General features: G+C 66.7%; 20 protein-coding genes. 13 read left to right on the top strand and 7 right to left on the bottom strand.

Annotated features, from left to right (window positions below):
- Window positions 1-4: 4 nt before the first annotated feature.
- A complete protein-coding gene (locus tag BH683_RS26975) occupies window positions 5-751 on the bottom strand; it encodes an NmrA family NAD(P)-binding protein (RefSeq protein WP_084839371.1) in 747 nt (248 codons plus the stop codon).
- A gap of 143 nt (window positions 752-894) precedes the next feature.
- On the opposite strand from BH683_RS26975, the gene sigJ reads away from it, so the two are divergent.
- Window positions 895-1,830, top strand: a complete 936-nt coding sequence (sigJ, locus tag BH683_RS26970; RefSeq protein ID WP_084839370.1) for an RNA polymerase sigma factor SigJ — start codon at window positions 895-897, stop codon at window positions 1,828-1,830.
- Here the strand turns inward: sigJ and BH683_RS26965 are convergent.
- Together BH683_RS26965 and BH683_RS26960 are read right to left on the bottom strand one after the other, a co-directional pair.
- Entirely contained in the window at window positions 1,813-2,214 is a 402-nt protein-coding gene (locus BH683_RS26965; protein WP_084839369.1) for a DUF3054 domain-containing protein, read from the bottom strand. The genes sigJ and BH683_RS26965 overlap by 18 nt on opposite strands.
- 30 nt (window positions 2,215-2,244) lie before the next feature.
- Window positions 2,245-3,405: a YbhN family protein gene (locus BH683_RS26960; protein WP_084839368.1), complete on the bottom strand. Its 1,161-nt coding sequence runs from the start codon at window positions 3,403-3,405 to the stop codon at window positions 2,245-2,247.
- Window positions 3,406-3,529: 124 nt separating this feature from the next.
- On the opposite strand from BH683_RS26960, the gene BH683_RS26955 reads away from it, so the two are divergent.
- The 4 genes from BH683_RS26955 to BH683_RS26940 all read left to right on the top strand — a co-directional run bounded on the left by BH683_RS26955 (window position 3,530) and on the right by BH683_RS26940 (window position 9,063).
- Window positions 3,530-4,816, top strand: a complete 1,287-nt coding sequence (locus BH683_RS26955; RefSeq protein ID WP_246833622.1) for an AI-2E family transporter — start codon at window positions 3,530-3,532, stop codon at window positions 4,814-4,816.
- Between the two features lie 3 nt (window positions 4,817-4,819).
- Window positions 4,820-6,013, top strand: coding sequence for a DUF5931 domain-containing protein (locus BH683_RS26950; RefSeq protein ID WP_084839366.1), 1,194 nt, complete (start codon window positions 4,820-4,822; stop codon window positions 6,011-6,013).
- Complete coding sequence (locus tag BH683_RS26945) at window positions 6,006-6,668, top strand: response regulator transcription factor (protein ID WP_084839616.1); 663 nt, start codon at window positions 6,006-6,008, stop codon at window positions 6,666-6,668. Before BH683_RS26950 ends, BH683_RS26945 begins: the two co-directional genes overlap by 8 nt.
- 262 nt (window positions 6,669-6,930) lie before the next feature.
- On the top strand, window positions 6,931-9,063 hold the full coding sequence (locus BH683_RS26940) for a DUF2339 domain-containing protein (protein ID WP_143696143.1): 2,133 nt from the start codon (window positions 6,931-6,933) through the stop codon (window positions 9,061-9,063).
- 59 nt (window positions 9,064-9,122) lie between these two features.
- Here BH683_RS26940 and BH683_RS26935 read toward each other — a convergent pair whose 3' ends face one another.
- Window positions 9,123-9,665 (bottom strand): TetR/AcrR family transcriptional regulator, encoded by a 543-nt coding sequence (locus tag BH683_RS26935; RefSeq protein WP_168187141.1) that lies wholly within the window; start codon window positions 9,663-9,665, stop codon window positions 9,123-9,125.
- A gap of 97 nt (window positions 9,666-9,762) precedes the next feature.
- Here BH683_RS26935 and BH683_RS26930 point away from each other — a divergent pair, with 97 nt between their 5' ends.
- Window positions 9,763-10,692: an alpha/beta hydrolase gene (locus BH683_RS26930; protein WP_084839614.1), complete on the top strand. Its 930-nt coding sequence runs from the start codon at window positions 9,763-9,765 to the stop codon at window positions 10,690-10,692.
- 102 nt (window positions 10,693-10,794) lie between these two features.
- Window positions 10,795-11,415 (top strand): TMEM175 family protein, encoded by a 621-nt coding sequence (locus tag BH683_RS26925; protein WP_084839364.1) that lies wholly within the window; start codon window positions 10,795-10,797, stop codon window positions 11,413-11,415.
- A 4-nt stretch (window positions 11,416-11,419) separates the two neighbouring features.
- On the opposite strand, the gene BH683_RS26920 is transcribed toward BH683_RS26925, so the two are convergent.
- From BH683_RS26920 to trmB, 3 genes are all read right to left on the bottom strand, one after another.
- A complete protein-coding gene (locus tag BH683_RS26920; protein WP_084839363.1) occupies window positions 11,420-14,773 on the bottom strand; it encodes an MMPL family transporter in 3,354 nt (1,117 codons plus the stop codon).
- 103 nt (window positions 14,774-14,876) lie between these two features.
- Window positions 14,877-15,620: an NYN domain-containing protein gene (locus tag BH683_RS26915; protein WP_084839362.1), complete on the bottom strand. Its 744-nt coding sequence runs from the start codon at window positions 15,618-15,620 to the stop codon at window positions 14,877-14,879.
- On the bottom strand, window positions 15,617-16,357 hold the full coding sequence (trmB, locus tag BH683_RS26910) for a tRNA (guanosine(46)-N7)-methyltransferase TrmB (protein ID WP_246833644.1): 741 nt from the start codon (window positions 16,355-16,357) through the stop codon (window positions 15,617-15,619). Before trmB ends, BH683_RS26915 begins: the two co-directional genes overlap by 4 nt.
- Window positions 16,358-16,615: 258 nt before the next feature.
- On the opposite strand from trmB, the gene BH683_RS26905 reads away from it, so the two are divergent.
- From BH683_RS26905 to BH683_RS26880, 6 genes are all read left to right on the top strand, one after another.
- Window positions 16,616-17,473 (top strand): hypothetical protein, encoded by an 858-nt coding sequence (locus BH683_RS26905; RefSeq protein ID WP_084839360.1) that lies wholly within the window; start codon window positions 16,616-16,618, stop codon window positions 17,471-17,473.
- Complete coding sequence (locus BH683_RS26900) at window positions 17,470-18,891, top strand: hypothetical protein (RefSeq protein ID WP_084839359.1); 1,422 nt, start codon at window positions 17,470-17,472, stop codon at window positions 18,889-18,891. Before BH683_RS26905 ends, BH683_RS26900 begins: the two co-directional genes overlap by 4 nt.
- Before the next feature lie 121 nt (window positions 18,892-19,012).
- Complete coding sequence (locus BH683_RS26895; protein ID WP_084839358.1) at window positions 19,013-19,363, top strand: DUF6802 family protein; 351 nt, start codon at window positions 19,013-19,015, stop codon at window positions 19,361-19,363.
- A gap of 239 nt (window positions 19,364-19,602) precedes the next feature.
- Window positions 19,603-21,435, top strand: coding sequence for a phosphoenolpyruvate carboxykinase (GTP) (locus BH683_RS26890; RefSeq protein ID WP_084839357.1), 1,833 nt, complete (start codon window positions 19,603-19,605; stop codon window positions 21,433-21,435).
- Window positions 21,436-21,651: 216 nt separating this feature from the next.
- Window positions 21,652-22,434 (top strand): ABC transporter ATP-binding protein, encoded by a 783-nt coding sequence (locus tag BH683_RS26885; protein ID WP_084839356.1) that lies wholly within the window; start codon window positions 21,652-21,654, stop codon window positions 22,432-22,434.
- Window positions 22,434-24,971, top strand: coding sequence for an FtsX-like permease family protein (locus tag BH683_RS26880; RefSeq protein WP_246833621.1), 2,538 nt, complete (start codon window positions 22,434-22,436; stop codon window positions 24,969-24,971). Before BH683_RS26885 ends, BH683_RS26880 begins: the two co-directional genes overlap by 1 nt.
- Window positions 24,972-24,977 lie beyond the last annotated feature (6 nt).

The following is a 24,977-nucleotide window of genomic DNA, read 5'->3' as shown; positions in this document are numbered from 1 at the left end:
AGCTTCATCTGACAGCCGGATATTTGCCCGCCAGGAACTGTTCGAAGGTCTGCTTCCCGAAACCCTTCCCCTCGGTGAGGTTCTCGCCGGCTGCGAAGGCCTTGAACAGCTTTCCCGGAAGACGTAGCGGAACGGTCGGGCGATGTCGTCCCGTGGCCCGCTTCCAGGCGTCGAGCAGATCGCCCGCGGTGCGTTGCTCGGGACCGCCGATGTCATCGACCCGGCCCGCGGGGTCACCAGCCGCCAGATCCACCAGTCGCGCGGCGACCTCAGCGGTGGCAATGGGTTGGAAACGGATCGACGGACTCACGAACACCGGTGAGAACCGCTGCGCGGTGAACATCTGTTCCACGAATGGGTGGAACTGCGTGGCCCGCTGCAGGGTCAGCGGCACGTGGGAGTTCGTCGCGATCTCCTCGATCTGGACGCGTTGCTTGTAGAACCCCATCGGGATGGTGTCGATGCCGACGATCGACAGCAGCACCACGTGCGCGACGCCTGCTGCGGCAGCCGCCCGAAAGAGGTTCTCCGCGACCTGTATGTCCTTCGCGCCGTTGGTCGTCGCGAGGTGGATGATCGTGTCGACGTCGTCGAGGACAGCGCTGTCGAGGCCCGTGAGCAGATCTCCGGTGACGAGACCCGGACCGCTGCGCCTGCTCAGAGCGCGTACGTCGTGCCCGGCGGACCGCAACTGCGCGGTGGTCGGGACGCCGATCCGCCCGGTGGCTCCGGTGACCAGGAATGTCGTCATGATTGCTGCCTCTCATCGTCTCGGCCGGCGTGTGTTTGCCGGACAAAACCCCAGACCGTCGAGGGGTCGCGGATGTGACAAGCTCATCGAAACGGCTGACACGCGGTGGGATCTGCGGCCGAGACCTGGCGAAAGGGTATGTGATGTCGCAGGCGAGCGCACTCGACGAGTTCGAGCGGCTTCGGCCACGTCTGTTCGGCATCGCCTACCGCATGACCGGCGCCGCAGGCGAGGCCGAAGACCTGGTGCAGGATGCCTGGCTCCGTTGGCAGGGGACCGATCATGACGTGGTCCGCAATGCGGAGGCGTTCCTCGTCACCACCGTCACCCGGCTGTCGATCAATGCGGTGACATCGGCGCGAGCGACACGGGAGACGTACATCGGGCCCTGGTTGCCGGAGCCGGTGTCGACCGTCGACGATCCCGCGCTCGGGGCCGTTCGTGCCGAAGCCCTGGAGATGGCAGTGGTCCTGCTACTCGAACGACTCGATCCGCGCGAGCGCGCGGCATACATCCTGCGCGAAGCCTTCGACTACCCCTACCGCGAGATCGCTCGGCTGCTCGAGACCAGTGAGGCCAACGCCCGACAGCTGGCCCGCCGGGCGCGGGAACACGTCGGACGTGAACGCCGGTCGTCGGTGGACCCCGACGAGCGGGCGCGGGTCATGACCGCGTTCGTCGCGGCCGCCCAGGCGGGCGATCTCGAGGCGCTCGAGGCTGCGCTCACCGCGGACGTGGTGTCCATCAGCGACGGCGGCGGCATCGTCAGCGCCGCCCGCGTCCCGATGACCGGTCGCGACAAGGTCGCCCGATTCGTCCTCGGCGCCGTCACGAAGTTCGCAGTCGGGTCGTACCCCCTGCTCGTCGAATGCAACGGTGGGCCTGCGGTGCTGATGGTGCGGGAGGGGAAGCCCGATACGCTGCTCTCCTTCGACTTCTCCCAGGAGACGCAGCGGCGCGGAGCTCCCGAGGGGGCCGCGGGCATCAGCCGACTGATGTTCGTGCGAAATCCTGGCAAGCTCACGCATCTGGAGGCGTTGATCCCGCCTGACGATCCGACGTCAGACGGTGAGGACTGAACGCCGCACGAGCAGCACCCGAATCGCGCGCCAGCCCAGCAGGAAGGCGCCGAGCACGATGGTCGCGACGATGACGAAGCTGAGCGCGACGCCCTGATGGAAGAGGTGGCGAAGGGTCATCCCGATCGCGACCGCGCCGATCCACACCAGCGCACCGTCGGGGATGAGTCGTTCGGGCCGGAAGTCGTAGTCGAACCCGTGGTCGGCGCGCATGTGTGCGAAGAGATATGCCAGGGCCCAGCCGATGGCCGCGCCGATCGCGAAGGGCCAGGTCGTGCTGAACACGCCCTCGATCGACAGACCCTCGGCATGGTTCATGCGGCCGATGAAGGCGAAGACGAGCACCGCGAGTAGATCACTGAGGGCGGTGAGCGTTCGGCGCATACGAGCCACCGTAGCGGGCACCGCGCGCGCTCAGCGAACCGAATCGGGCGAATCCGGCCGTTCGTCCGACGGTCGGATGATCGGGGGATCGGGGTCCGACGAGACGTTCTTCGAGCCCTCTTCCGCGACGTCGTCGAGCTCTTCGACGACTTCTTCCTCGATCGTGTCCCCGCTCTCGGCCTCGGCCCGATAAGTACCTCTGAACATGACGAGGATCACAATCCAGCCCACCAGGGCCACCAGCAGGTAGCTGATCATGCGGTACACGAGAACTGCGGTGACCGACTCCGCGGCGCCCATGCCGGCAGATGTCAGCGCGGGCACCAGCACGCCGTCGACGACCCCGAGTCCTCCTGGGAGCAGTGGTATCGCGGTGCCCACGGCCTTCGACGCCGCGTACGCCACCATCAATCCGGCGATGCTGGGTTGCCCGCCGACCGCGTAGCAGGCGAAGGCCAGGCAGGCGACGTCCGCGACCCAGTTGAACAGTGACCACCCGAACGCTTGCGAGGCCTCTTTCGGTTTGAGCTGAACTGCCTGCAGTTGCCGCAAGATCTCGTGCCACCGCTGGACGCCGTGATCTGCGGCTTTGTCGCGGAGGTGATTGATCCACCGCAGCAACGTGACGCCGATGCCCTCGATCGATTCCGGGTGCCGGGCGATGTACTGGGCGACCAGGGCGAACGCGATGAAGCCGCTGATCGAGAAGATGACCGAGAACGGGCTGGTCTTGGCTCCCGCCAGCAGGGCGCCTCCCAGGCCGAGCACGGCGAGACCGACACCCATCAAGAGTCCGGACATGACGACCTGCCACGACGCGATGACGGGTGTCGCTCCCCACTTGCGGGTTTCGCGGTAGGTGAATGCGGGCGCGAGCACCTGCCCACCGGGCATCGTCTGGCTCAGCGAGTTCGCTGCGAGTACCACTGACAGGGACTGCCACTGCTTCACCCTGACACCGGCCGATCGGAGAAGCGTCCGCTGCACCTGCGCAAAGCTGTCCATCGAGAGCACGGCTGCCAAGATGCAGAGGGCAACCCACTCCCACTCGATCTCGTCGAGGTGGAACCAGGTCTCCCTGAGCTTCGGCCAGACCAGATAGGCCTCGACCGAGAGAATCACCACGACCAACGCGAGTGCCACCCAGCGCACCCACCAGAAGCGGCGGCGGGTCGATTGCGTCGCCGTCATGCTAGGCACCCTATCGGGCGGCAGTGTCCGAGTTACAGCCGAGACTCGGCGAAACCGTACGCGAGTATTCGCCCCTGCGCCGGGTTCAGCGCGCGACGCAGGGGTGGGGTCTAATGTTGCCCAGGTGAGCCAGGGGAAACTCGAGGACGTCAGCACCACAGACCGAACCGCAGATCGTTTGAAGGTGCATCCGGTCGTCCGGGCCGCCGCAGAGTGGTCGTGGCGGCTGGTGGTGATCGCGGTCGCGCTGTATGTCGCGTCCCAGGTGATCGCGAGATACGAGGAAGTCTTCGTCCCGATCGGGCTGGCGGTGCTGGGCACGGCGTTCCTGGTGCCGGTGGTCGACTGGCTCAATCGTCGTGGGGTGCCGCGCGCGCTGGCCGTCGTCGCGTCGCTGGTGGTTGCGATCGGCGCGATCGCCGGGATCATGACCTTCGTCGTGCAGCAGTTCATCGACGGTGTCCCGGATCTGACGGATCAGGTCACCAAGACCATCGACGACAGCCGGGGCTGGCTCGTCGATGGTCCGCTGAACATCCGTCAGGAGCAGATCGATCATCTCGGCGATGACTCCATCAAGTTCCTGCAGGACAACCAGGACAAGGTGACATCCGGCGCGTTGGCGACCTTCACCACGGTCAGCGAAATCGTCACCGGTGGCTTTCTGATGTTGTTCCTGATGATCTTCTTTCTCTATGGCGGCGGCCAGATCTGGCGGTTCCTGACACTGGCCATCCCGGAGGGGTCCCGCGAAAAGGTCTGGGAAGCAGGACAGAACGGGTTCGGATCCCTGGTCGGTTACGTGCGCGCGACCGTGGTGGTCGCCGCTGTCGACGCGATCGGTATCGGCGCGGGTCTGGCGATCCTGCAGGTGCCGCTGGCGCTTCCACTGGCGTCCCTGGTGTTCATCGGTGCGTTCATCCCGATCGTCGGTGCGCTGATCACCGGCAGCCTCGCCGTCCTCGTGGCCCTGGTGACCCAGGGCTGGATCGCCGCAGTCATCGCACTCGCGGTGGTGGTGGGCGTGATGCAGCTCGAAAGTCATGTGCTGCAACCGTTCCTGTTGGGACGTTCGGTACGTCTGCACCCGGTCGCAGTGGTGCTCGCGATCGCGGCGGGCCTGGTCACCGCGGGCATCGTCGGAGGCCTGCTGGCGGTGCCGATCATCGCGTTCCTCAACACCGCGATCCGGACGCTGGTGAACAAGTCGAAGTCGATCGATGACGACAGTGAGCTGGCCGAGGTGGCCGCGGCAACCGGCAAGGAACACGAACGAATGTACGAGGCCGAACCCGACCGGCCGAAGTGGGATGATCTCGACGCCCACGGTGCCCGAGGGCCAAAGGCCGAGAAACCCGACGACGACGCGGCACCGGACGACAAGCGGGGCAGCTCAGCCGATTCCAGCTGACGCATGAGTTCCCGCGCAGCGCTCTCCTCGTTACTCGACGATGACCCGGTGGGTCCGCTCTGGCGGGCCGCCCAGGTGTTCCGGTTGCTGAGTTTCGTCTACGCGCTGGGGTTTCAGCTGGCGGTGCACAACGACTACGAACGGGTGGCGTGGAGCTGGTTCCTCTTCGCGATCCTGACCGTCTGGACCGGGATCAGCACGATCGGTTACCTCAAGGGCACGGGACGTCGCTGGTCGTGGGTCATCGCCGAGCTGGTGATCGTCTGCGTGCTGGTGATCTCCACCAGGTTCGTCGCCTCGGCCGACTGGGCGGCGTCGAACCAGTCGTTCCCCACGACCCTGTGGGCGACGAATGTCGTTGTGTCGGCCGCAATCCTGGGCGGCCCGTTGGTGGGCGCCGGCTTCGGACTCGTGGTGCGGGCCGCCAGTGCGGTTGCCAAGGGTGGTTACGACCTCAACGTGGGACGCGACGCCACGGTGGTGGTGCTACTGGCGGTGGGGGTCGGGGTCGGCCTGGCCTCGGTGACGGCTCGCCGGAACCACGACCGGGTTGCCAGGGCGATGCGGGTTGCCGCCGCGGCCGAGGAGCGTGATCGGCTGAGCAGGCAGGTGCACGACGGGGTGTTGCAGGTGCTGGCGTTGATCACCCGGCGTGGTGCGGAAATCGGCGGCGAGACAGCGCAGTTGGCACAGTTGGCGGGTGAACAGGAACGGTCGTTGCGGCGGCTGATCGCCGATATAGAACCGGCCACCCTTTCCGGTGAGCCGGCCGACATCGATCTTCGGCTGCTGCTTCGCCCCCATGCCGGCGACCGGGTATCCATCAGTGAACCGGGTGAGCCCGTCACCCTCGATCACCGGAGGGCGCTGGAACTCGAGGCCGCGGTGGTCAATGCCCTCGACAACGTCGAGTTCCATGCGGGATCCGCAGCGAAGGCCTACGTGCTGGTCGAGGATCTCGGTGACGAGGTGGTCGTCAGCGTGCGTGATGACGGTGTCGGCATCGACGAGGGCCGGCTTGCGGAAGCAGTCGCCGAGGGTCGGATGGGGGTGTCCCGGTCGATCGTCGAGCGGATGGAGGCACTCGGTGGATCGGCCCGGTTGGACACGGCACCGGGCGAGGGAACCGAATGGGAACTCACGGTTCCAAGAGAACAGCGGTCGAAGGGGGATACGAAAGGTGCAGCAGATGCCTGAGGATTTGCGCGTGATGGTGGTCGACGATCATCCGATGTGGAGAGACGGGGTCGCCCGGGATCTCACCGACGCCGGTTTCGACGTCGTGGCCACCGCCGACAGCGTCGAGGCGACGGCGCGACGAGGTGGCGCGGTGCAGCCGGACGTGGTGCTGATGGACATGCACCTGCCCGATGGCAACGGGGCCGAGGCGACCGTGCGGATCTTGGAGGTGTCGCCGCACAGCAGGGTTCTGGTGCTGTCGGCATCGGACGAGCGTGAGGACGTGCTCGAGGCCGTGAAGGCCGGCGCGAGCGGATACCTGGTGAAGAGTGCCTCGAAGGAAGAATTGCTGGCCGCGGTGCGGGCGACAGCGAACGGTCAGGCGGTCTTCACGCCCGGCCTCGCCGGTCTGGTGCTGGGGGAGTATCGCCGGATCGCGCGGGACCCCGACCGCCCGGTAGATGCTCCGGCGCTCACCGACCGGGAGACGGAGGTGCTGCGGTACGTGGCGAAAGGGCTGAGCGCCAAGCAGATCGCGACGAAACTGTCTCTGAGTCATCGGACCGTCGAGAATCACGTGCAGGCCACGCTGCGAAAGTTGCAGCTGGGCAACCGGGTGGAGCTGACCAGGTACGCGATCGAGCACGGTCTGGACGAGGAACCGAACCCCTAGCTTCCTGGTCCGGTGTCTTTCCGGCGGCGTGCTGGGGCTGCTGTCGAAGTCGGAGGAAGTGCGACTTCCTCCGACTTTTGCCGCTTCCTCCGACTGCAACCGGAGGACCTCGCGACACTCGGAGGATTTGGGATGTCCTCCGACTTCGGGTCATGGTTGGTTATCGAGCGGCGGGTTACCCGCGCTACGTTGCGGGAACTCCCCATGCCGGCTGAGTAGTGCTACTCATCCGGTGACGACCCGCAGCGGCGACGATCGATTCATGACCGAACAGAACCAAGCCGTCATCAGCCGGCTTTCCGCCGAGTTCAACTCTTTGTCGAGTCAGTTTGCTCGTGTGTCGGGCGACCTGACCGAATTGCACACCGTGCTGGCCGCGCTCGAAGCGCCGGCGACGGAGCCCGATGTCCCCGAGAACGACGCAGCCGCAGAGCAACCCGCGGCTGCCGAGAAGCCGAATCAGCCCCAACCCCAACCCCAACCCGAACCCGGTCCCCGGGCGGCGACGCAGTACGGACCCCGTACCGCTCCGCAGGGTCCGGCGTCACCGTGGAGCCACAGCGCTCCCGATCCCCGGGCATACCTGGGCCGGCCGGCGATGGGCGGGCCACAACGCGCGCCGTACCCGTCCTGGTTGCAGCCGGCCGCCGCAGGCCGACCGGTCGGGCCGGGACAGCCGGTCGGTCCGTACGCGCCGGGTGCCCGCCCGTTGCTGCCAACGCCGCCCGGTGCGGGCGGACGGGGACCGGCCGGACCTCCTCCACCCGCGAAACCGTCGCTCTGGCAGCGGATGACCGCCGATCCGGGTGGTGGCCTGATCGGCAAGATCCTCGCCGTCGCCGGTGTCGCCGTCACGCTGATCGGTGTGGTCATGATGCTGGTGCTCGCCGCTCAGGCAGGCATCCTTCGCCCCGAGATCAGGGTCGCGGCGGGCGCAGTCCTCGCCGCCGTCCTGGTGGTCGTCGCGATCCGGATGGCTGATCGTCCCGGCGGCCGGGTAGGCGCGATAGCGTTGTCCGCCACAGGTATCGCAGCCGCATACTTCGACGTCGTCGCCGTGACGCGGTTCTACGACTGGCTCCCGGATTACGGCGGCCTGATCCTGGCCGGACTGGTCACCTTCGGTGGTCTGCTGCTGGCCCGCCGCTGGAACTCGCAACATCTCGGACTGCTGGTCTTGGTCCCCGTGTTCATTCTCGCTCCGGTTCTCACCGAGGGCCCGTCGCTGCTGCTGGTCGGGTTCATGCTGGCCATGGCCATCGGCTCGTTCCCGGTGCAACTCGGCAAAGACTGGGTGTTCCTGCACGCCGCACGGGTCACCGCCAGTACCGCGACCCTGCTCGCCTGGATCTCCGCCAGCGCCTGGAACTCGGAATCGCACGTTGCCCTGGCGACCATTGCCATCGTGGGCAACGCTGTCTTCGGCGTCGCCGGCTCGGTCGTCCTGGTGCGCAAGACGGCCCTGCCCCACCTGACCGCCCTGCTCGGCTGTGCCACAGTCGTTCCCGTCGTGTTCTCCCCGGTCACCTTGGACCGCTGGGTGGCGGCGGCGACCATCGCAGGCGTAGCCGCACTGCTGCTCGCCGTTGTGCTGCTCGACCGCACGCTGCCGGCGGTGCCCCGCCGGATCTACTCGGCGACTGCGGCTGTGACCGCGGTGATCGCCGCCGGCGTCGCGTTCGAGGGACCGGTCTTGGCGCCGGTGCTTCTCGCGATGTCCATCGTGATCGCGGTTGCCGGACGATCGGATCTCGTGGCCCGGATCATCGCAGCCCTGATCGGGATCTTCGGCGGCATCGGCTTTCTCGCGATCTCACCCCCGAACCAGTTGACCGTTCCGACTGACATCGAGACATCCGTCGCGGCATCGATCGTGGTCGGCAGTGTGCTCGCGGTTGCGGCGATCTGGCTGAACCTGTGGGCCTGGTACCGCGCTGCAACAACTCCGCCGTCGGCCCAGAACGTCCAGGGCTTCGGGATCATCGCCGCTCTCGGGTCGCTCTACGCGGTGACGGCGCTGACCGTGACCGCCGGGGTCGCGATCGGCGGCAGCGAGGGCGGCTTCCTCGGTGGCCACATGGCCGCGACCATTTGCTGGATGGGTGGCGCCGCGACCCTGCTGATCATCTCGATCTCCATCGCCAAGGGCCACAAGCGATTCGGTGGCATCAGTCGCAACGTCGCGGTGGGCGCCGGACTCGGATTGACCGCGGCAGCCGTCGCGAAGCTCTTCCTGTTCGACCTCGCGACACTCGACGGGATCTTCCGGGTTGCGGTGTTCATCGTCGTCGGGCTGATCTTGCTGGCCGTCGGCGCGAGCTATGCCCGGGCACTGGGCAACAGCGCAGCAGCCGAAGGAAGCCCGGACAACACCCCGGTCGGGGCCCAGCCCTGACGCCCAGTTTCGATCGCAGTCGTGTGCCCGCCACCTCCGGTGGCGGGCACGCCGCGTTGTCAGCCCAGACCCGCAACGATCGCCGCTGCCAATGCAGCCCGGTCGTCGGCCGTGGACGCTCCCGCGATCAGTTGGTGAACCTGCCCATCGACCGAGGCCACGAGCAAACGGGCTCGCATCGGGGCGGCGGACTCCGGGGTGCCGGTACGAACGAAGTGCGGGATCATCCGGTCTGCGAGCACCTCGGTGAGAGCGGCGAATCCGGCGACCAATTCGGGTGTACGGGGCGCGAGTTCACGCATCACAGCGTGTGCGCGGGGATGGTGGCCGTTGAGAGCGACGACAGTCCCCACCATGGCAGTGACCATCTCGTCGCGGTCTGGTTCCTCGGCATCGAATCGATCGCACAGCGCGAGCAGGGTGGCGGTCGACTCGGCCAGATGTCGCAGCGCGAGTTCGGCCAGGATTGCTTGCTTGTTCGGAAAGTACTGGTAGAGCGATCCGATGGAGACACCGGCCAGGTCGGCGATCCGATTGGTGGTGCCCGCTGTGCCCTCGTCATCGAAAACGCGAGTAGCCGCTTCGAGGATGGTGTCGACCATGAAGCGGGACCGGTCCTGAACTGGCTTCTTGCGTGCCCGACTCATGGCGACCCAAAGCGAGTTGTCACGGCAGCACCCTTCACCAATGCTCAAGAGTATGAACGCGATCGAATATACCGAGGTCGACGAATACGCGGCGTTCCTTCCGGAGCGCTTCCGTGCGCTCGTTCGTCCACCGACCGACACCTGGTGGACGTGGCGTGGCACTCGGGTCCACATCGCGCGGGCGGCGGACCCATCTGCTGCAGTGCGGGTGATGGTCATCCACGGCGCCGGTGGCCACGCCGGCGCACTGTGGCCCGGCGCTGCGGTGGTCGCGGCACAGGGTGCCGAGGTGCTCGCGCCGGATCTCCCGCTCTACGGCAGAACGGAGGTCCGCGACCCCGGCAACGTCCGCTATCGCGATTGGGTGGATCTGCTGTGCGAGCTCATCGTTGCAGAAAAGGCGAGTGACCCGCGCCCTCTGATCCTGTTCGGGGCAAGCATGGGCGGCCTCCTGGCATACGAAGCAGCCGCGCGAACGGGCATCGTCGATGCGGTGGTGGCCACGTGCCTGCTCGACACCGCCGACGTCGCAGCCCGCGAAGCCGCCGCCCGCTGGGCGACCCTGGGACGCAACGCGCCTCGGACGCTGCCGGTGATCGCGAAGGTCGCCGGAAAGCTACGCGTCCCGATCCGGTGGCTGACCCCGATGTCCGCGATGAGCAACAACCCGGCACTCGCCCGCCTCTGCGCGAGCGATCCGCTCGGCGGTGGCGGACGGATCCCGCTGGGCTTCCTGGCCGACTGGTTCACGTTCGCGCACACGGCGCCCGAGGACTATCGCGGACCGGCGGTGACCCTTGCCCACCCCGGGGCCGACCGCTGGACGTCCCCGGAACTCAGCGAGCGGTTCCTGAGCAGAATCGCCGGACCGACCAACGCCGTGCGCCTGGAGAACTGCGGGCATTTTCCTGTCGAAGATCCCGGCCTGACCCAACTCGAGGCGACCGCCCGTTCCGTCCTCGCCGCAGTCGCGCGCTCGTGACCCAGAAAATTCGCGCCATCTGCCTGCATACGCGCCAGTTGCACCTGGCGCGTATGCACGTAGCCGGCGCGAATTTTCAGGGATGGCGTGTAGCTTCAACCGATGAGTGATGGGGATGTCCGCACCGAGCGCGGCCTCGAGCGGCTGATCTTCTTCACCGATGCCGTGGTGGCCATCGCGATCACGCTGGTGGTGTTGCCACTCGTCGACGAGGCCAAGGATCTCGACAAGCGCTCGGTTGCAGAGTTCCTCTCGGACGATTCGGCGGCGTTGATCGCTGCGGCCATCAGCTTCGCGGTGATCGGCGCGTTCTGGCGCGATCACCACCGCCTCTTCGAACGCGCCACCGGATACACGCCGACGCTCATGCGGGTGAACCTCCTCTGGCTGGCCGGTGTGGTGTTCTTACCGGTCGCGACCGTTCTGTACGTCTCCGCGGGCAGAGGCGATCGTGTCGCGATCGCGGTGTACCTCGGAACGGTCTCCGCCGTGATGTTCCTGAGCCGGATCGAAGAGGGAATCCTGGTCCGCGCCGGACTGCGTTCAGGCCCACCGCTGACGCATACGGACCTGTGGATCGAGACGACGCCGCTACTGCTGATCGTCGTCGCGTTGGTGCTCGCGCTCGCGGTCCCCTCGCTCGGACTCTGGCCGGTGCTGATCCTGTTGCTGTCGAGGCCCGTCATCCGCCTCGCTGCGACGATCATGGACCGCCGCAGCTGACCGATCACTCCTGCGAGTTGTTGCCGTTGTTGCCGCGGCGCAGCAGATCCCGCACGCTGATCTGCTCCTCCGAGGTCCCGCGGGCGCGACGGCGGCCACTGGCCGACGTGTCCTGCGGTGCGGGTGTCCCGGGACGCGGCTGCTCCGGCTCGGCCGGCGGCGGAGTGGGCCGCGGCGGCTGTTGTTCCGGGTTCAGCGATGCGATCAACGGCTGTCCGCCGGTGCCTGCCGGGCCCAGGTTCGGGCGCCGTCGCAGCGGGCTGCTCAGCTCACCGCCCGTGGCACCCGAGGCGAGTGGACCACGGCCCGACGGATCCTGTCGTCCTGCCGGAACGCTGCGCGGACCGGTCGGGCGGGACTCCTGCGGACGTCCATCCGGGCCGGAAGCGGGTCGGTTCGACCCGGTGGGCTGGGGCCGAGGAGGGCGCCCGGGCTGCCGAAGCGGTTCGGCGGTCTCTTGACGATGTCCCGGCGTCGTGCCGTTGCCATTCGTATTGGTGCCGTTCGTGCCGCTGCCGCCGGCCCGGATGACACCGCTTCCGTTGGTCGCCGGAGTGTCCGTGCCGCCCAGGCGGATCCCGCCTGCGCCCAGGCTCCAACCGCCGGTGTCGGGGCGGCCTCGGCGGGCGTTCTCGCGGCTCGGCGTACGCGTCGCCACCGGATCGGAGTCCGGCGCGGGGCGGCTCGGGGCCCGGCGCACGGAACCGCCGACGGGCGGTTCGCTCGGACGATCGGCCGGGGGACGTGGCCGGATCGGGTCCGGTCGGCGAGTCGCGGGTGGCCGACCGTTGGTCTGGCCGCCGGCCGGATCCGGACGTGGTGCGCCCATGCGTCCCGAGGGAGCGGACACCGGCTGCCGTGGTGTCGGTCCCGATTCGGAGTGTCCGACCGGGGCACCGACAGGACGATCAGGGGCAGGTCGAGATTGCGGCGCGCTCGGCCGGGGGGTGACCGGACGTGCGAGGGGACCGGACGGGCGAGGTGCACCGACGCCGGCGGGAACCGACCCGACACCAGCGGGCACGGCCCGGGGGCCGGCCGCGGGCTGGCTGCGCATCGCCGAGGTCGGCGCCTCGGCGACCACGGTGCCCGCGCTGCGCGCAGTCTTGGCCGCGGTCATGACACGCTTGCCGTCCAGCTCGTCGTCGAGGATGGTCTCTCCGAGGCCGATCTTCTCTTGGATCACCTTCATCCAGTGCGGAGCCCACCAACAGTCGTCGCCCAGCAGCTTCATGATCGCCGGCACCAGCAACATACGGATGATGGTGGCGTCCAGAATCAATGCGGCGATCATGCCGTAGGCGATGTACTTCATCATCACGATCTCCGACAGCCCGAAGGCGCCGGTGACCACGACCAGGATCGCCGCGGCGGCCGTGATGATCCGGCCCGTGTGCGCCGTACCCTTGCGGATCGCCTCGGTCGTTGTCGCGCCCTTCTGCCTCTCCTCGACCATGCGGGAGAGCAGGAACACCTCATAGTCCGTCGAGAGTCCGTAGATGATAGCGATGATCAGCACGAGGACCGCGGACATCAGCGGGCCGGGGGTGAAGTTCGCGATCGATGAGCCGTGGCCGTCGATGAAGATCCACGTCAAGATCCCGAGCGTCGAACCGAGGCCGAGCGCCGAGACGAGTGCGGCCTTGATCGGCAACACCACCGATCCGAACGCCAGGAACATCAGCAGGCTGGTGACCATGATCAGCAAAAAGATCATGAGCGGCAGATCGTCGAGCAACGCGTTGATGGAGTCCTGGGTCAACGCCGGGGTACCGGCGACGTACATGTCGAGGCCGTCGGTGTTGATGGCGCGCAGTTCCTTGACCGCTTCGCCTGCGGTGTTCTGGTCGATCAGACCGGCCGACATCTGCACGATGTTGTCCGAGGCCTCCGCGCCGTCGAGGGTGAACTCTTTGGTGAAGCCCGGGATCTTGTTCGCCTCGTCGGCGATGGTCTGCAGCTTCGCCGCGTCGTCGCTGCTCTCGGGGTCGTAGGAGATGACGAGCTTGATCTCTTCGGTGCGCTCGGTGGGGAAGTAGGTGTCGAAGTCCTGCTGTGCGACCCGGTTCGGGTTCTGCGGCGGCAGGTACTTCTCGGTGATGCCACCGAACTGGATGCCGGCGAACGGGATGATCAAGGCCAGCAGCAGCAGGACGACCGGGATCGCGGTCTTGAGCGGATGCCGCATGACCCAGCTCGCGAGCTTGCCCCAGAAACCGTCCTCGACCTCTTTCTTCGTCTTGGTCCGGCGCAGGAACGAAAAGCCCCACATGTCGATCTTGGGTCCGAGGATCGACAGGATCGCGGGCAGCACGGTGATCGAGCAGATGGCGGCCAGCGTCACCGAGGCGATGGCGCCGTAGGCGACCGATTTGAGGAAGCCCTGCGGGAAGAGCAGGAGGCAGGCCAGCGCGCCGACGATGATCGTCGCCGAGAACACCACGGTCTGGCCCGCGGTCATGACGGTCCTGCGTACAGCGCTGCGGGTGTCGTAACCTTCCGCGAGCTCCTCACGGAAGCGGCTGACGATGAACAATCCGTAGTCGATGGCGATGCCGAGCCCGATCAGCGTCACCACCGACTGGGCGAAGATGTTGAGTTCGGTGACCTGGGCCAGGATCTTCATGATGCCCAGTGAGCCGGCGATCGTCAGACCACCGATGACCACGGGGAGACAGGCGGCGATCACCCCGCCGAAGATGAAGAACAGCATGATCGCCACCAGCGGCAGGGCGATGATCTCGGCGCGTTTGATGTCTTCGTCCATGCCTGCGGACATGGCGCCCGCGACGGGTTGCAGGCCGGCCATCTGGAACTGGGTGCCGGGGAGGTCGTACGTCTCGCTCAGATCGTCGAAGAACGGTTCGACGATCTTGTAGTTGTTGAGGATCGTGGTGTCGTCGGCGCCTTTGATGCCGATACTGACAAACGCATGCTCTCGGGATTGGTCGAACAGCCTGGCCCTGATCTGATCCTGCGTGGCCTTGTCGAAGTCGTTCTCTGCGGCCTTGAACGGATCGATGATGCCGGGGTCGGTGCGGTTGACGATGTCGCCGTGCTGATTGATGAGATCCTCGACGACCGTCTCGACCTTGGCGCCGAACGCGGGGTCGTCGACCTTGGTCCCGGCGGGCGGGGTGACGAGCATGATGACGTCCGACTTGTGGTCGCGTCCGAGGACCTCGTCGGCGAGCTGGGAGCCCGCCACCGATTCCGAACCCGGGTCGAACCATCCCGACTGACTCAGATGCTTGTTGAGGTCGAGTCCGTACAGGCCCAGCGCGGCCATCAGCGCGACCATCACGCCGATGACCACAAAACGTAGCCGGTACACGAAGTTGCCTATGGCACCAAACACCGCAGCTTCCTTTCCGTACTCGGTACGTCGTTGTTGTCGAGGGCGTCTCGGCCGGTTCGATCCGGTCCGGGACGTCCGTGGTCGGTCACCGCCGAGGGTGATGTCAGTTCTGGCGACCCGACAGCAGAGCGGTGAGCGGCCGGAACGGTGCCAGCCATGCGCCTTCTTCGGGTAGCGAGTCCAGGCTGATCCGTGGCAGCGGCTCACGGAAGACACCTGGGATGTCCTCTAGGTCTACAAACTCCAAACTCTCCGACGTCAGTGCCCACGCGGCATGCTCGCGGAAACCGAGCACCTGCACCGGAACACCGTCGGCGGCGACATCTTCGAGCAGTTCCCGGAAGGCCTGCCCGTCTGCCGACGCCACGATGAGGCCCGCCAGCCCCACAGTGTGCCTGCGTAACTCGATGTGGTCGAGCATGTCCGAATCCACGTCGCTGTCCTCGTCCACTTTGGGCTTGGCGAAAACAGCGAAACCAACATTACGCAATGCCTCGACCCAGGGACGCACGACTTCGGCCGTACCAGGGGCGATGTTGGTGAAGACGGTCGCTTCCGGCACCGGGGACAGCCCCGACTTCGGTCGATTGTCGCCGTCGGCGGTGACCCGCGGGGTGGTGGCGGAGATGTCTGCGGTCCGGGCGAGCAGCCAGCGGCCCAGGGCATCGAAACGGGGGCGATGAGCTGCGGTGGGACGGCCACCCAGAATCGATCCGAGGCCCATGTCGAGGTTGGGCGCGTCCCAGATCAGCAGGACCCGGGCCTCCTGGCTGGCACCGGAGATGGCGTGGGCCACAGAGGTGTCGGGAGCTCGCTGGCCGTCGTCGGTGTAGGACCCGGGACTCATCGGGGCACCCGTGTGAGAACGAACTCAGTGACCGGCCGGCCCTCGCGGGCCGCCCGTCCCTCGAACTTGGTGACCGGGCGCTCGATCGAGAACGGCACCGCCTGGTCGGTGGGGGTCAGGACGGACTGGCCGTCGATCACACCAGCGATCGACTCGGCGTAGTCGGCGTGGTCGGTGGCGATGTGCAGCACGCCGCCGTCGCGCAGCACGTGGGCGATCTGGACGAGCGTTTCCGGCTGTAGCAGCCGCCGCTTGTGATGGCGGGCCTTCGGCCAGGGGTCTGGGAAGAACACCCGGACCCCGGTCAGGGATGCCGGCGCCAGCATGTTCTTGAGCACGATGACGGCGTCGCCGCGGATGACGCGGATGTTGTCCAGACCGGCGCGCTTGATGGCGCCGAGCAGCTGCGCGATCCCGGGGCGATAGACGTCCACCGCGATCACGTCGGTATCGGGCTCGTCGGCCGCCATCGCTGCGGTCGAGGTGCCGGTTCCGCAGCCGATCTCGAGGATGAGCGGCGCGGAGCGACCGAACCACGCAGTCGGGTCCACCTGTTCGGTCTCGCTGACATCCCGGCCGATTCGCGGCCAGAGCTCCTCCCAGTTCTGCTGCTGAGCCTGCGTGAGGCTGCCGCGACGAGACCGGAAACTGGTCACCCGCGGGTAGAGGCGGGCACGCTCACGGCGCTCCGCGTCCCGGTCTGCCGGCGCATCGGCTGCACCGGAGACGTCGGTCATCCCGGAAACGTCGGTCGCATCGGAGACATGTGCGGACGATTCCTCGACGCGGTCCAGTTCCGAGTTCGGGTTCGAGCGTGGGCTTGTCACCCGGCCATAGTCCCGCATTACTCACCGATGTGACAGCAGGGGTTTGCCAAAGCGCTGCCAATTGTTATCTGGAGGTGATCGGAACCAGATCCCGGTCCCGCGCGTCTGAGCTGGTGGAGGCGTATTTCTCGGCACCGCCGACCAAGCCTGCGCACGGGGAGGGATCGAATGGAACGGACTGCTGTCGGGCTGGGAGATCCGGGCTATCTCGACATCGCGGCCCAGCTCGACCGGTTGTGCTCCCGCCTGCCCGAGGCGATCGCGCTCCGGGGCACTGTCGATGACCTGCATGGACCGTTGCGGGTGTCGGTGACCGGGCGCCACGGCACCGGCCGAGACACCCTCGCGCGGGCGGTGCGACGGGTGTTCGACGTGAGCCCGATCGGGCCAGGGGATGACGACGCGGACGCCGATGTCTGGCTGCACGTCCTGGCCGGCTGGCCGCGGCCCGACGACACGCAGGCACTCTCCCGCCTGGATCCGGGACGGAGTCTGGTGATCCTGGGCAAGGCCGACACCCTGGGGTCGTGGCCTGCCGCCCGGGCCCGCGCCGCCGAGTGCAGCGAGGAACTGGGCAGGCCGGTGGTCGCGTTGATGCCGTTGCTCGCCGTGGCAGACCTCGGCGACCCCGACATGGAGTTGCTGGCCACTCTCGCAGCCGCAGGCGAGGTGGTGCCGCCGATGCAGGCCTCGTTTGTCGACGCCGGCGGACCGCACCAGCGGCTGGCGCGGATAGGGCTGCTGCGCACCCTCGATGCGTACGGCATCGCCTGCGTGTTGGCCCTGTTCGCCGAGGGACCCATCGATGCGGCTGAGCTGGGAGCACAGCTCGTCGGCCGCAGCGGGCTGCCCGCGCTCGGAGAGTTCCTGACCACCGCTGCGGGTTCGGCCGGTCGACTTCGGCTGGCCAGGGTCGCGGACCAACTCGAACTCGTCGCCGCATCGGGTCTGTGTCGTGACGACATCGAGCTCCTGCTGGCCGGGTCTCTGCCGGCCGGATCATCGCTGGAGGTGGCAACCCGATGACCGCCGACGTCCAGCACATGCGTGAGGTGATCGCACAGGTGACCGCACTCACCGGGCAGCCTCCCGCAGGTTCCGACCCCGTCGACGTGGTGGTCGCAGGGATCGGGCGGGTCGGCGTCACCGCGGTGGCGTCGGTGCTCGGCGCGGCAGGCCTGCCGGTATCGGAATGGGAGCCGGGAGCAGCCGGCCGGGCGGCGGTGGCTCTGTTGATCGTCGAACCCTCCTCGGGCATCGGATCGGGTGAACTCGAACTTGTCCAGAGGTTGCAGGCCGACGCCGCGGTCGTCGCGCTGGTGTGCAACAAGATCGACGCATTCTGGGATTGGCCGACGCTGCTGAAGGTCAATCGCGGTCTGCTCGATCCCGACTGCCGACTGCCGATCTTCGCGGTCTCGGCCGCTGCTGCTCTCGCCGGGCACCGAGAGGAATCGGGGTTCGGCGCGCTGGCGGAATGGCTGGGCGAGCAACTCGATCCGATCGCGCGCCCGGAGCGATTGGCGACGGTGGCGGCGGAACGAGACCTGGGCGCGCTCATCGACAACCTGGCCGCCCGGGACCGCGCAGATCCGGCGACGCCATTGCTGGCCGAGCGTGCAGCCGTCAACGCGGCGCGCGACCGTGGTCGTCCCGACCGGCTGGCAGCTCTTCGGGGCGGTGCCGGGCAGATCCGGAGCGGCGTGCTCGCCGGGGTCGCCGGGGCGGCCCGTGACATCGCCGCCGACGCAGCAGGGAAGGCAGCAGAGCTGCCGCGGTCGGGGATCGAGGAGTTTGCCGACGGTCTTGCCGGAGGTCTGGACAGGCTGCGAGATCGGATCCGGCGCAGAACAGCCGACGAGATCGGCGCACTAGAGGCCCGGACGTTGCTGGGATTGGAGGACCCGGAACCTGCAGGTCCACCCGCGCCGCCTCCGGACGTGGCGTTACCGCCGCTACCCACCCAGCGTCGCGGCGCCGAGGATGCCCTGCTGGTGGTGTTCGGGGCGTCTGCGGGCCTGGGTCTCGGGCGGCTCATCGTGACCCCGATGTCTGCTGTCGACACGCTTCAATGGATCTCGATGCCCCTGACGCTCGTCCTCGGTGTCGTGATCGCGACTTGCCTGGTCCGGGTGCGCAGGCTGTCCGCTCTACGCACGTCGGTGGGCAGCTGGGCGCAGGCTGCGGTCGCCGATGCTCGTATCGGTCTCGAACAGGAGGTGTCCCGCCAGCTGCTCACCGCTGAATCGGTGATCGGTGGCCGGGTCACCCGGCACTACGAACGGCGCGCGCATCTCACCGCCGACCGGATCGCCGAACTCGATCGCCAGATCCGGGAGCGCCGCCGGTCGGCGACGCTCGCGCGGGACCACGACAACACCCGGCTCGCTGCAGCGATCGAGCTCCGCGAACGGATCGACCAGATCCTCACCCGGCTCGGCTGACCCCAGGGCTCTCCGGGGATCCTCTGCGTACTCGGGAGTCGTTCGGTCGGGATGGAACCGGATGGGCCGCGGCTGCGTCCAACCCAGCGGACGGCACCAACCACGACGCGGGGGAGACGACATGGACAGCGAGTTCCTGGCCGGGCTCGGTGGGGATCCGGCGGATGAGCAGGCTGCCTTTGTGCAGCACGCGGCGCCTGCGCCGGCGGGCGAGGTCTACGACAACCTGTGGATCGTCGAGAACGATCGCATCTGGGATCTGGGCCCGGCGGATGTGGACACGGATGCCGACGGCATCGCAGATTCGCTCACCCGCCCCGGTCCGGACGGACTCACCGTCTATACCGACAGCGATCGCGATGGTCAGGTCGACCTCATCACCGAGGTCCGTAAGGACGGCGGATTCAGTTCGCAACGACTCGATCCGTCGAGCGGTGAGTGGATAGCGACCGATTCGGGCCGACTCGGGTGAGTTCGCGAGCTTTTTCTCCTGTTTGTGTAGTCAGTCTATAGAAACATGTAGATTTGACGACGGCTACGTTTCTTGTCACTCCACATGGTGAGATGTGCCCTATTGCACGCCCCGATTGACGGGATCGGGGAATAGCGAAGTAACCTGAGAAAAAGACCCCCCACGGAGGGGCTGACCGGCGCAGACGCTCACCGCACAGCGATTTCTGCCCGGGCGGTCACCGGCAGGAGAGATAAACAATGACCTCAGCAACAATTCCCGGTTTGGACCCCGACAACGCGCCGACGTCGCACACCGAGTTGCTGGCGTGGGTTCGCGAGATCGCAGAGCTCACCCAACCCGACCGTGTCGAGTGGTCCGATGGTTCGGACGCCGAGTGGGATCGCCTGACGACGGAGCTGGTCGCCGCCGGGACCCTGACGAAACTCAACGAGGACAAGGCGCCGAACTCGTTCCTGGCGAACTCCGATCCCGCCGACGTCGCGCGGGTCGAATCGCGGACCTACATCTGTTCCAAGCGTGAGGTCGACGCAGGTCCCACCAACAACTGGGTCGATCCGACCGAGATGCGCGCGACCATGACCGATCTCTACCGCGGCAGCATGCGTGGTCGCACGATGTACGTCATCCCGTTCTGCATGGGTCCCCTGGGCTCGGACGATCCGAAGCTCGGCGTCGAGATCACCGACTCTGCCTACGTGGTGCTGTCGATGCGGGTCATGACGCGAGTCGGCCCCGAGGTCGTCGCGGCACTGGGTGAGGACCGGTTCTTCGTCAAGGCGCTGCACTCGCTGGGTGCCCCGCTCGAATCGGGTCAGGACGACGTGCCGTGGCCCTGCAACCCGGACAAATACATCACCCACTTCCCCGAGGATCGCGAGATCTGGTCGTTCGGTTCGGGTTACGGCGGCAACGCCCTGCTCGGCAAGAAGTGCTACTCGCTGCGCATCGCATCGGCGATGGCCCACGACGAGGGCTGGCTGGCCGAGCACATGCTCATCCTCAAGCTCATCAGCCCGGAGGAGAAGGCCTACTACATCGCCGCCGCCTTCCCGAGTGCGTGCGGCAAGACCAATCTGGCGATGATCCAGCCGACGATTCCCGGCTGGCGCGCCGAGACCCTCGGCGACGACATCGCGTGGATGCGGTTCGGCGATGATGGCCGCCTGTACGCCGTGAACCCGGAGTTCGGTTTCTTCGGTGTCGCACCGGGCACCAACTACAGCTCCAACCCCAACGCCATGAAGACCATGGAGGCGGGCAACACGATCTACACCAACGTCGCTCGCACCGACGACAACAACGTGTGGTGGGAAGGCCTCGAAGGCGACCCCCAGCACCTGATCGACTGGCGCGGCAACGACTGGACGCCGGATTCCGACACCCCGGCCGCGCACCCGAACTCGCGCTACTGCACCCCGATGAGCCAGTGCCCGATCATGGCTCCCGAGTGGGACGACCCGAAGGGCGTTCCGATCTCCGCAATCCTGTTCGGCGGCCGCCGCAAGACCACCGTGCCGCTGGTCACCGAGGCTCGCAGCTGGCAGCACGGCGTCTTCATGGGTGCCACCGTCGGCTCGGAGCAGACCGCGGCCGCAGAGGGCACCGTCGGCACGATCCGTCGTGACCCCATGGCCATGCTGCCGTTCCTCGGCTACAACGTCGGCGACTACCTGAACCACTGGATCGACCTCGGTAAGAACGCCGACGAGTCGAAGCTCCCGAAGGTGTTCTACGTCAACTGGTTCCGTCGCGGTGCCGACAAGCGCTTCCTGTGGCCAGGATTCGGCGAGAACAGCCGCGTCCTCAAGTGGATCGTGGAGCGCATCGAGGGCAAGACCGGTGGCATCGACACCCCTGTCGGTATCGTCGCCACCCCGGAGGCCCTCGACCTCGAAGGTCTCGACGTCTCCGAGGCAGACGTCGCCGAAGCCCTCGCCGTGAACACGGACGAGTGGCTCAACGAGATCCCCTCCATCGAGGAGTGGTTCGACTTCGTCGGCGAGAAGCTGCCGACCGGTATCAAGGACGAGTTCGACGCACTCAAACAACGTCTGTCCGCAGACAAGTAGCGGGTAACAAACCACAACGCCGCCGCCGGGTCTCCCGGCGGCGGCGTTGTTGTGTCACCGGCCGGCAAATCATCCTGTAGGAGGATTCCCAGGCACGATGTAGGGGGAAAGATCAGGGTGGTCCCCGATGATTCGGTGGTGGGCTGCCAGTCAGTATTTGAGACAGCCCTAACCAGGCATCGTGCACCACTGACCGAAGAGTGAGAAAGGCCAGACATGACCGCCCCACCGACCGCAGTTGCAGCCCGTGCGACCGATTTGAAGAAGATCTACGGCACCGGAGACACCCAAGTGCACGCTCTGGCAGGAGTCACCGCAGACTTCGTCCGTGGTGAGTTCACCGCCATCATGGGCCCGTCGGGGTCCGGCAAATCCACCCTCATGCATTGCCTGGCCGGCCTGGACACGGCCAGCAGTGGCTCGGTCAGCATCGGCGACACGGACCTGACGAACCTCTCCGACAAGCAGATGACCCTGCTGCGTCGCGACCGCATCGGTTTTGTCTTCCAGTCGTTCAACCTGGTTCCCACTCTCACCGCCCGAGAGAACATCACCCTGCCGCTCGACATCGCGGGCCGTAAGGCGGACCAGCAGTGGTTCGACACCGTGATCGGGCGTCTCGGTATCGCGGATCGTCTCGGCCATCGGCCCAGCGAGCTCTCCGGTGGCCAGCAGCAGCGTGTGGCGTGCGCACGGGCACTCGTCGGCCAGCCGGAGATCATCTTCGGCGATGAGCCGACCGGCAACCTGGACTCTCGTTCCTCAGGTGAGGTCCTGAGCATCCTGCGGGCTGCGGTCAGCGAGTTCGGGCAGACGGTCGTGATCGTCACCCACGACCCGCGTGCGGCCAGCTATGCGGACCGGGTCGTCTTCCTCGCCGATGGTCAGATCGTGCAGGAGCTACGCAATCCCGACGCCGACGAGATCTTCGAGTACATGAAGAACCTCGACGAGACACCGTCGAGCGGAGGCTTCTCGCAGGCCCCCAAGGAGCTGTGATGGCTTCGAACACCATGCGTAAGGTCTCTCTGAGAAACCTTGCGGCACACAAGCTCCGGCTTGTGTTGACGGTGTTGTCCGTGGTCTTGGGTACCGCGTTCGTGGCGGGCTCGATGATCTTCACCGCGACGGTGTCGACTGCGTTCGACGGCATCTTCAACAATGTGGCGCTGGGCGTCGACACCCAGGTCACGCCGAAGGAATCGAACTCTTCCGGCGTTCCGGACTCGGTGCTCGATCAGCTGGAAGACAACAAGTCCGAACTCGGGATCGCCAAGATCATGCCGTCGTACAGCGGTCCGGCGACGATCGCGAAGGCCGACGGCAAGGCGCTGCAGACCGGCGGCGCGCCGAGTGTCGGCAGTGCCTTCCAGCCGCCGGATCAGCGACTGTCCGATACGGAGAGCAGGCTCATCGCCGGCCGGGCACCCGCAGCGCCGAATGAGGTTGCGCTGAACGATTCGGCCGCAGACGAAGCCGATCTGAAGCTCGGGTCGACCACGAAGGTGGCGACCACCCGCGGCATGGGTGCCCCGATGGAGGTGACCATCGTCGGGCTCCTGAACGTTCCGGGCGACACGAGCGGTTTCACCAACGTCCAGTTCGTGGAATCGACGGCCAAGGATCTGTTCACCGACGGATCTCATTCGCAGGCCATCGATCTGCAGGCCGTGCCGGGTGTGAGCCCCGAGGAGCTCAAGTCCCGGGTCGGCGCCCTGATCGGTGACGGTTACGAACTGCGCACCGGTGATCAGGTCCGACAGGACGAAAAAGACAACATCAACCAGTTCCTCGATGTCTTCAACTACATCCTGCTGGCGTTCGCTGCGATCGGACTGATCGTCGGCACGTTCATCATCTACAACACGTTCTCGATGATCGTGGCGCAGCGGGTGCGAGAGTTGGCCCTGCTCAGGGCAATCGGCGCTAGCCGCAAGCAAGTCACGAGGTCTGTACTACTCGAGGCCTTTGTCGTCGGGTTGATCGGCGCGCTGATCGGACTCGCTGCCGGTATCGGTATCGCAGCGTTGCTGCGGGCCCTGACGTCATCGACAGGTCTGCCGACGGCGTCGCTGCAGATCGGTGCCGCCGCGGTCATCGCCTGCCTCGTGGTCGGCATCGGTGTGACGATGATCAGCGCCTACGCCCCGGCCCGGCGCGCGTCGAAGGTGTCGCCGGTCGAGGCGATGCGCGAGAGCGCCACCGACGGTCAGGCGTCACTCAAGGTGCGGACGATCATCGGAATCGTGTTGGCGGTCATCGCAGTTGCGTTGCTGGCCATCGGTGCGGCAGGCGAGGGTCCGGGCGCGGCAGCCACTGTCGGCGGCGGCGCGCTGGTGATGATCTTCGCGGTGGTGTTCGCGGCGCCCGCTTTGTCGCGGCCGTTCGTCGGCGCGATCGGGTCGGTGCTCGCGCGGCCGTTCGGAAAGATCGGCCAGCTGGCCCGCACCAACGCGGTCCGCAACCCCAGGCGTACCGCCGCAACGGCGTTCGCGCTGACCCTGGGGCTGATGTTGGTCGCGGTGATCGGCACGCTCGGTTCGTCCTTCAAGGGAACCATCGACGATGCGATCGACACGGGACTGACTGCGAACCTGATCATCTCGGGTTCGCAGGGCAGCGGCTTCTCGCCCTCTGTGAGCGAGTCGGTCGACGGCATCGAGGGCGTCGAATCGGTGGTGTCGTTCGGAGCTGTCCAGGCGCAGGTCGACGGCGACAGCGTGTGGGGTTATTCGCCGATCGGTGACATGGAGACCGTGACCCCTTACGACATGGTCGAGGGACCGCCGACGGTGGAGCCGGACGGCATGGTCGTGGGAGAGCGTACGTCCAAGGAGAAGGGTTGGAACATCGGCGACACCGTCGAGATGACCAACTTCGACGGCACTGTCGTCCCGGTGACGGTCACCGGCATCTTCAAGGACAACCCGCTCGTCGATCCGTGGGCGATCGGGAGTGACGCTTACCAGAAGCTGATCCCTGAGCCGTTGCGGACAGATGTCTTCGCAGCCATCAAGACCGTGCCGGGTGCGAACATCGACCAGATCAGCGAGCGCGTCGAGGATGCCACCGCCGACTACCTGACGGTGAAGGTGCAGACGCCGGCAGAGTTCAAGGGCGAGCAGTCATCTCAGATCGATCAGATGCTCAGTGTGCTGTACGCGATGCTCGGACTCGCCCTGGTGATCGCGGTCCTCGGTATCGTGAACACCCTTGCGTTGTCGGTGATCGAGCGCAAGCGGGAGATCGGGATGCTGCGGGCGATCGGTATGGCCCGGGCACAGGTGAGACGGACGATCTACATCGAGTCGCTGCTCATCGCGATCTTCGGTGCCGTCCTGGGCGTGGTGCTCGGTGTGGCATTCGGCTGGGCGCTGGTCCGGACCCTGCGGTACTGGGGACTCGGAGATCCGGTGTTCCCCTGGGGTCTGATCGTCATCACCCTGGTGGGTGCGGCGATCGTCGGTGTGCTGGCGGCGTTGTGGCCGGCATCCCGCGCGGCCAAGACCAAACCCCTGGAGGCGATCGCCGAATAGCAGTCT

It is taken from the genome of Williamsia sp. 1138, assembly GCF_002095435.2.
Lineage (GTDB): Bacteria > Actinomycetota > Actinomycetes > Mycobacteriales > Mycobacteriaceae > Williamsia.
Note: the sequence above shows the minus strand (reverse complement) of the source record. Positions and strands in the feature narration are given on the sequence as shown.

Excerpts from the sequence above, each read along its gene's own strand:
- BH683_RS26925 (WP_084839364.1), top strand. The coding sequence starts at position 10,795 with ATGAGTGATGGGGATGTCCGCACCGAGCGCGGCCTCGAGCGGCTGATC.
- BH683_RS26930 (WP_084839614.1), top strand. The coding sequence starts at position 9,763 with ATGAACGCGATCGAATATACCGAGGTCGACGAATACGCGGCGTTCCTT.
- sigJ (WP_084839370.1), top strand. The coding sequence starts at position 895 with ATGTCGCAGGCGAGCGCACTCGACGAGTTCGAGCGGCTTCGGCCACGT.
- BH683_RS26900 (WP_084839359.1), top strand. The coding sequence starts at position 17,470 with ATGACCGCCGACGTCCAGCACATGCGTGAGGTGATCGCACAGGTGACC.
- BH683_RS26940 (WP_143696143.1), top strand. The coding sequence starts at position 6,931 with ATGACCGAACAGAACCAAGCCGTCATCAGCCGGCTTTCCGCCGAGTTC.
- BH683_RS26945 (WP_084839616.1), top strand. The coding sequence starts at position 6,006 with ATGCCTGAGGATTTGCGCGTGATGGTGGTCGACGATCATCCGATGTGG.
- BH683_RS26965 (WP_084839369.1), bottom strand. The coding sequence starts at position 2,214 with ATGCGCCGAACGCTCACCGCCCTCAGTGATCTACTCGCGGTGCTCGTC.
- BH683_RS26960 (WP_084839368.1), bottom strand. The coding sequence starts at position 3,405 with ATGACGGCGACGCAATCGACCCGCCGCCGCTTCTGGTGGGTGCGCTGG.
- BH683_RS26915 (WP_084839362.1), bottom strand. The coding sequence starts at position 15,620 with ATGAGTCCCGGGTCCTACACCGACGACGGCCAGCGAGCTCCCGACACC.
- BH683_RS26895 (WP_084839358.1), top strand. The coding sequence starts at position 19,013 with ATGGACAGCGAGTTCCTGGCCGGGCTCGGTGGGGATCCGGCGGATGAG.
- trmB (WP_246833644.1), bottom strand. The coding sequence starts at position 16,357 with ATGACCGACGTCTCCGGTGCAGCCGATGCGCCGGCAGACCGGGACGCG.
- BH683_RS26880 (WP_246833621.1), top strand. The coding sequence starts at position 22,434 with ATGGCTTCGAACACCATGCGTAAGGTCTCTCTGAGAAACCTTGCGGCA.
- BH683_RS26935 (WP_168187141.1), bottom strand. The coding sequence starts at position 9,665 with ATGGTCGACACCATCCTCGAAGCGGCTACTCGCGTTTTCGATGACGAG.
- BH683_RS26905 (WP_084839360.1), top strand. The coding sequence starts at position 16,616 with ATGGAACGGACTGCTGTCGGGCTGGGAGATCCGGGCTATCTCGACATC.
- BH683_RS26950 (WP_084839366.1), top strand. The coding sequence starts at position 4,820 with ATGAGTTCCCGCGCAGCGCTCTCCTCGTTACTCGACGATGACCCGGTG.
- BH683_RS26890 (WP_084839357.1), top strand. The coding sequence starts at position 19,603 with ATGACCTCAGCAACAATTCCCGGTTTGGACCCCGACAACGCGCCGACG.
- BH683_RS26885 (WP_084839356.1), top strand. The coding sequence starts at position 21,652 with ATGACCGCCCCACCGACCGCAGTTGCAGCCCGTGCGACCGATTTGAAG.
- BH683_RS26975 (WP_084839371.1), bottom strand. The coding sequence starts at position 751 with ATGACGACATTCCTGGTCACCGGAGCCACCGGGCGGATCGGCGTCCCG.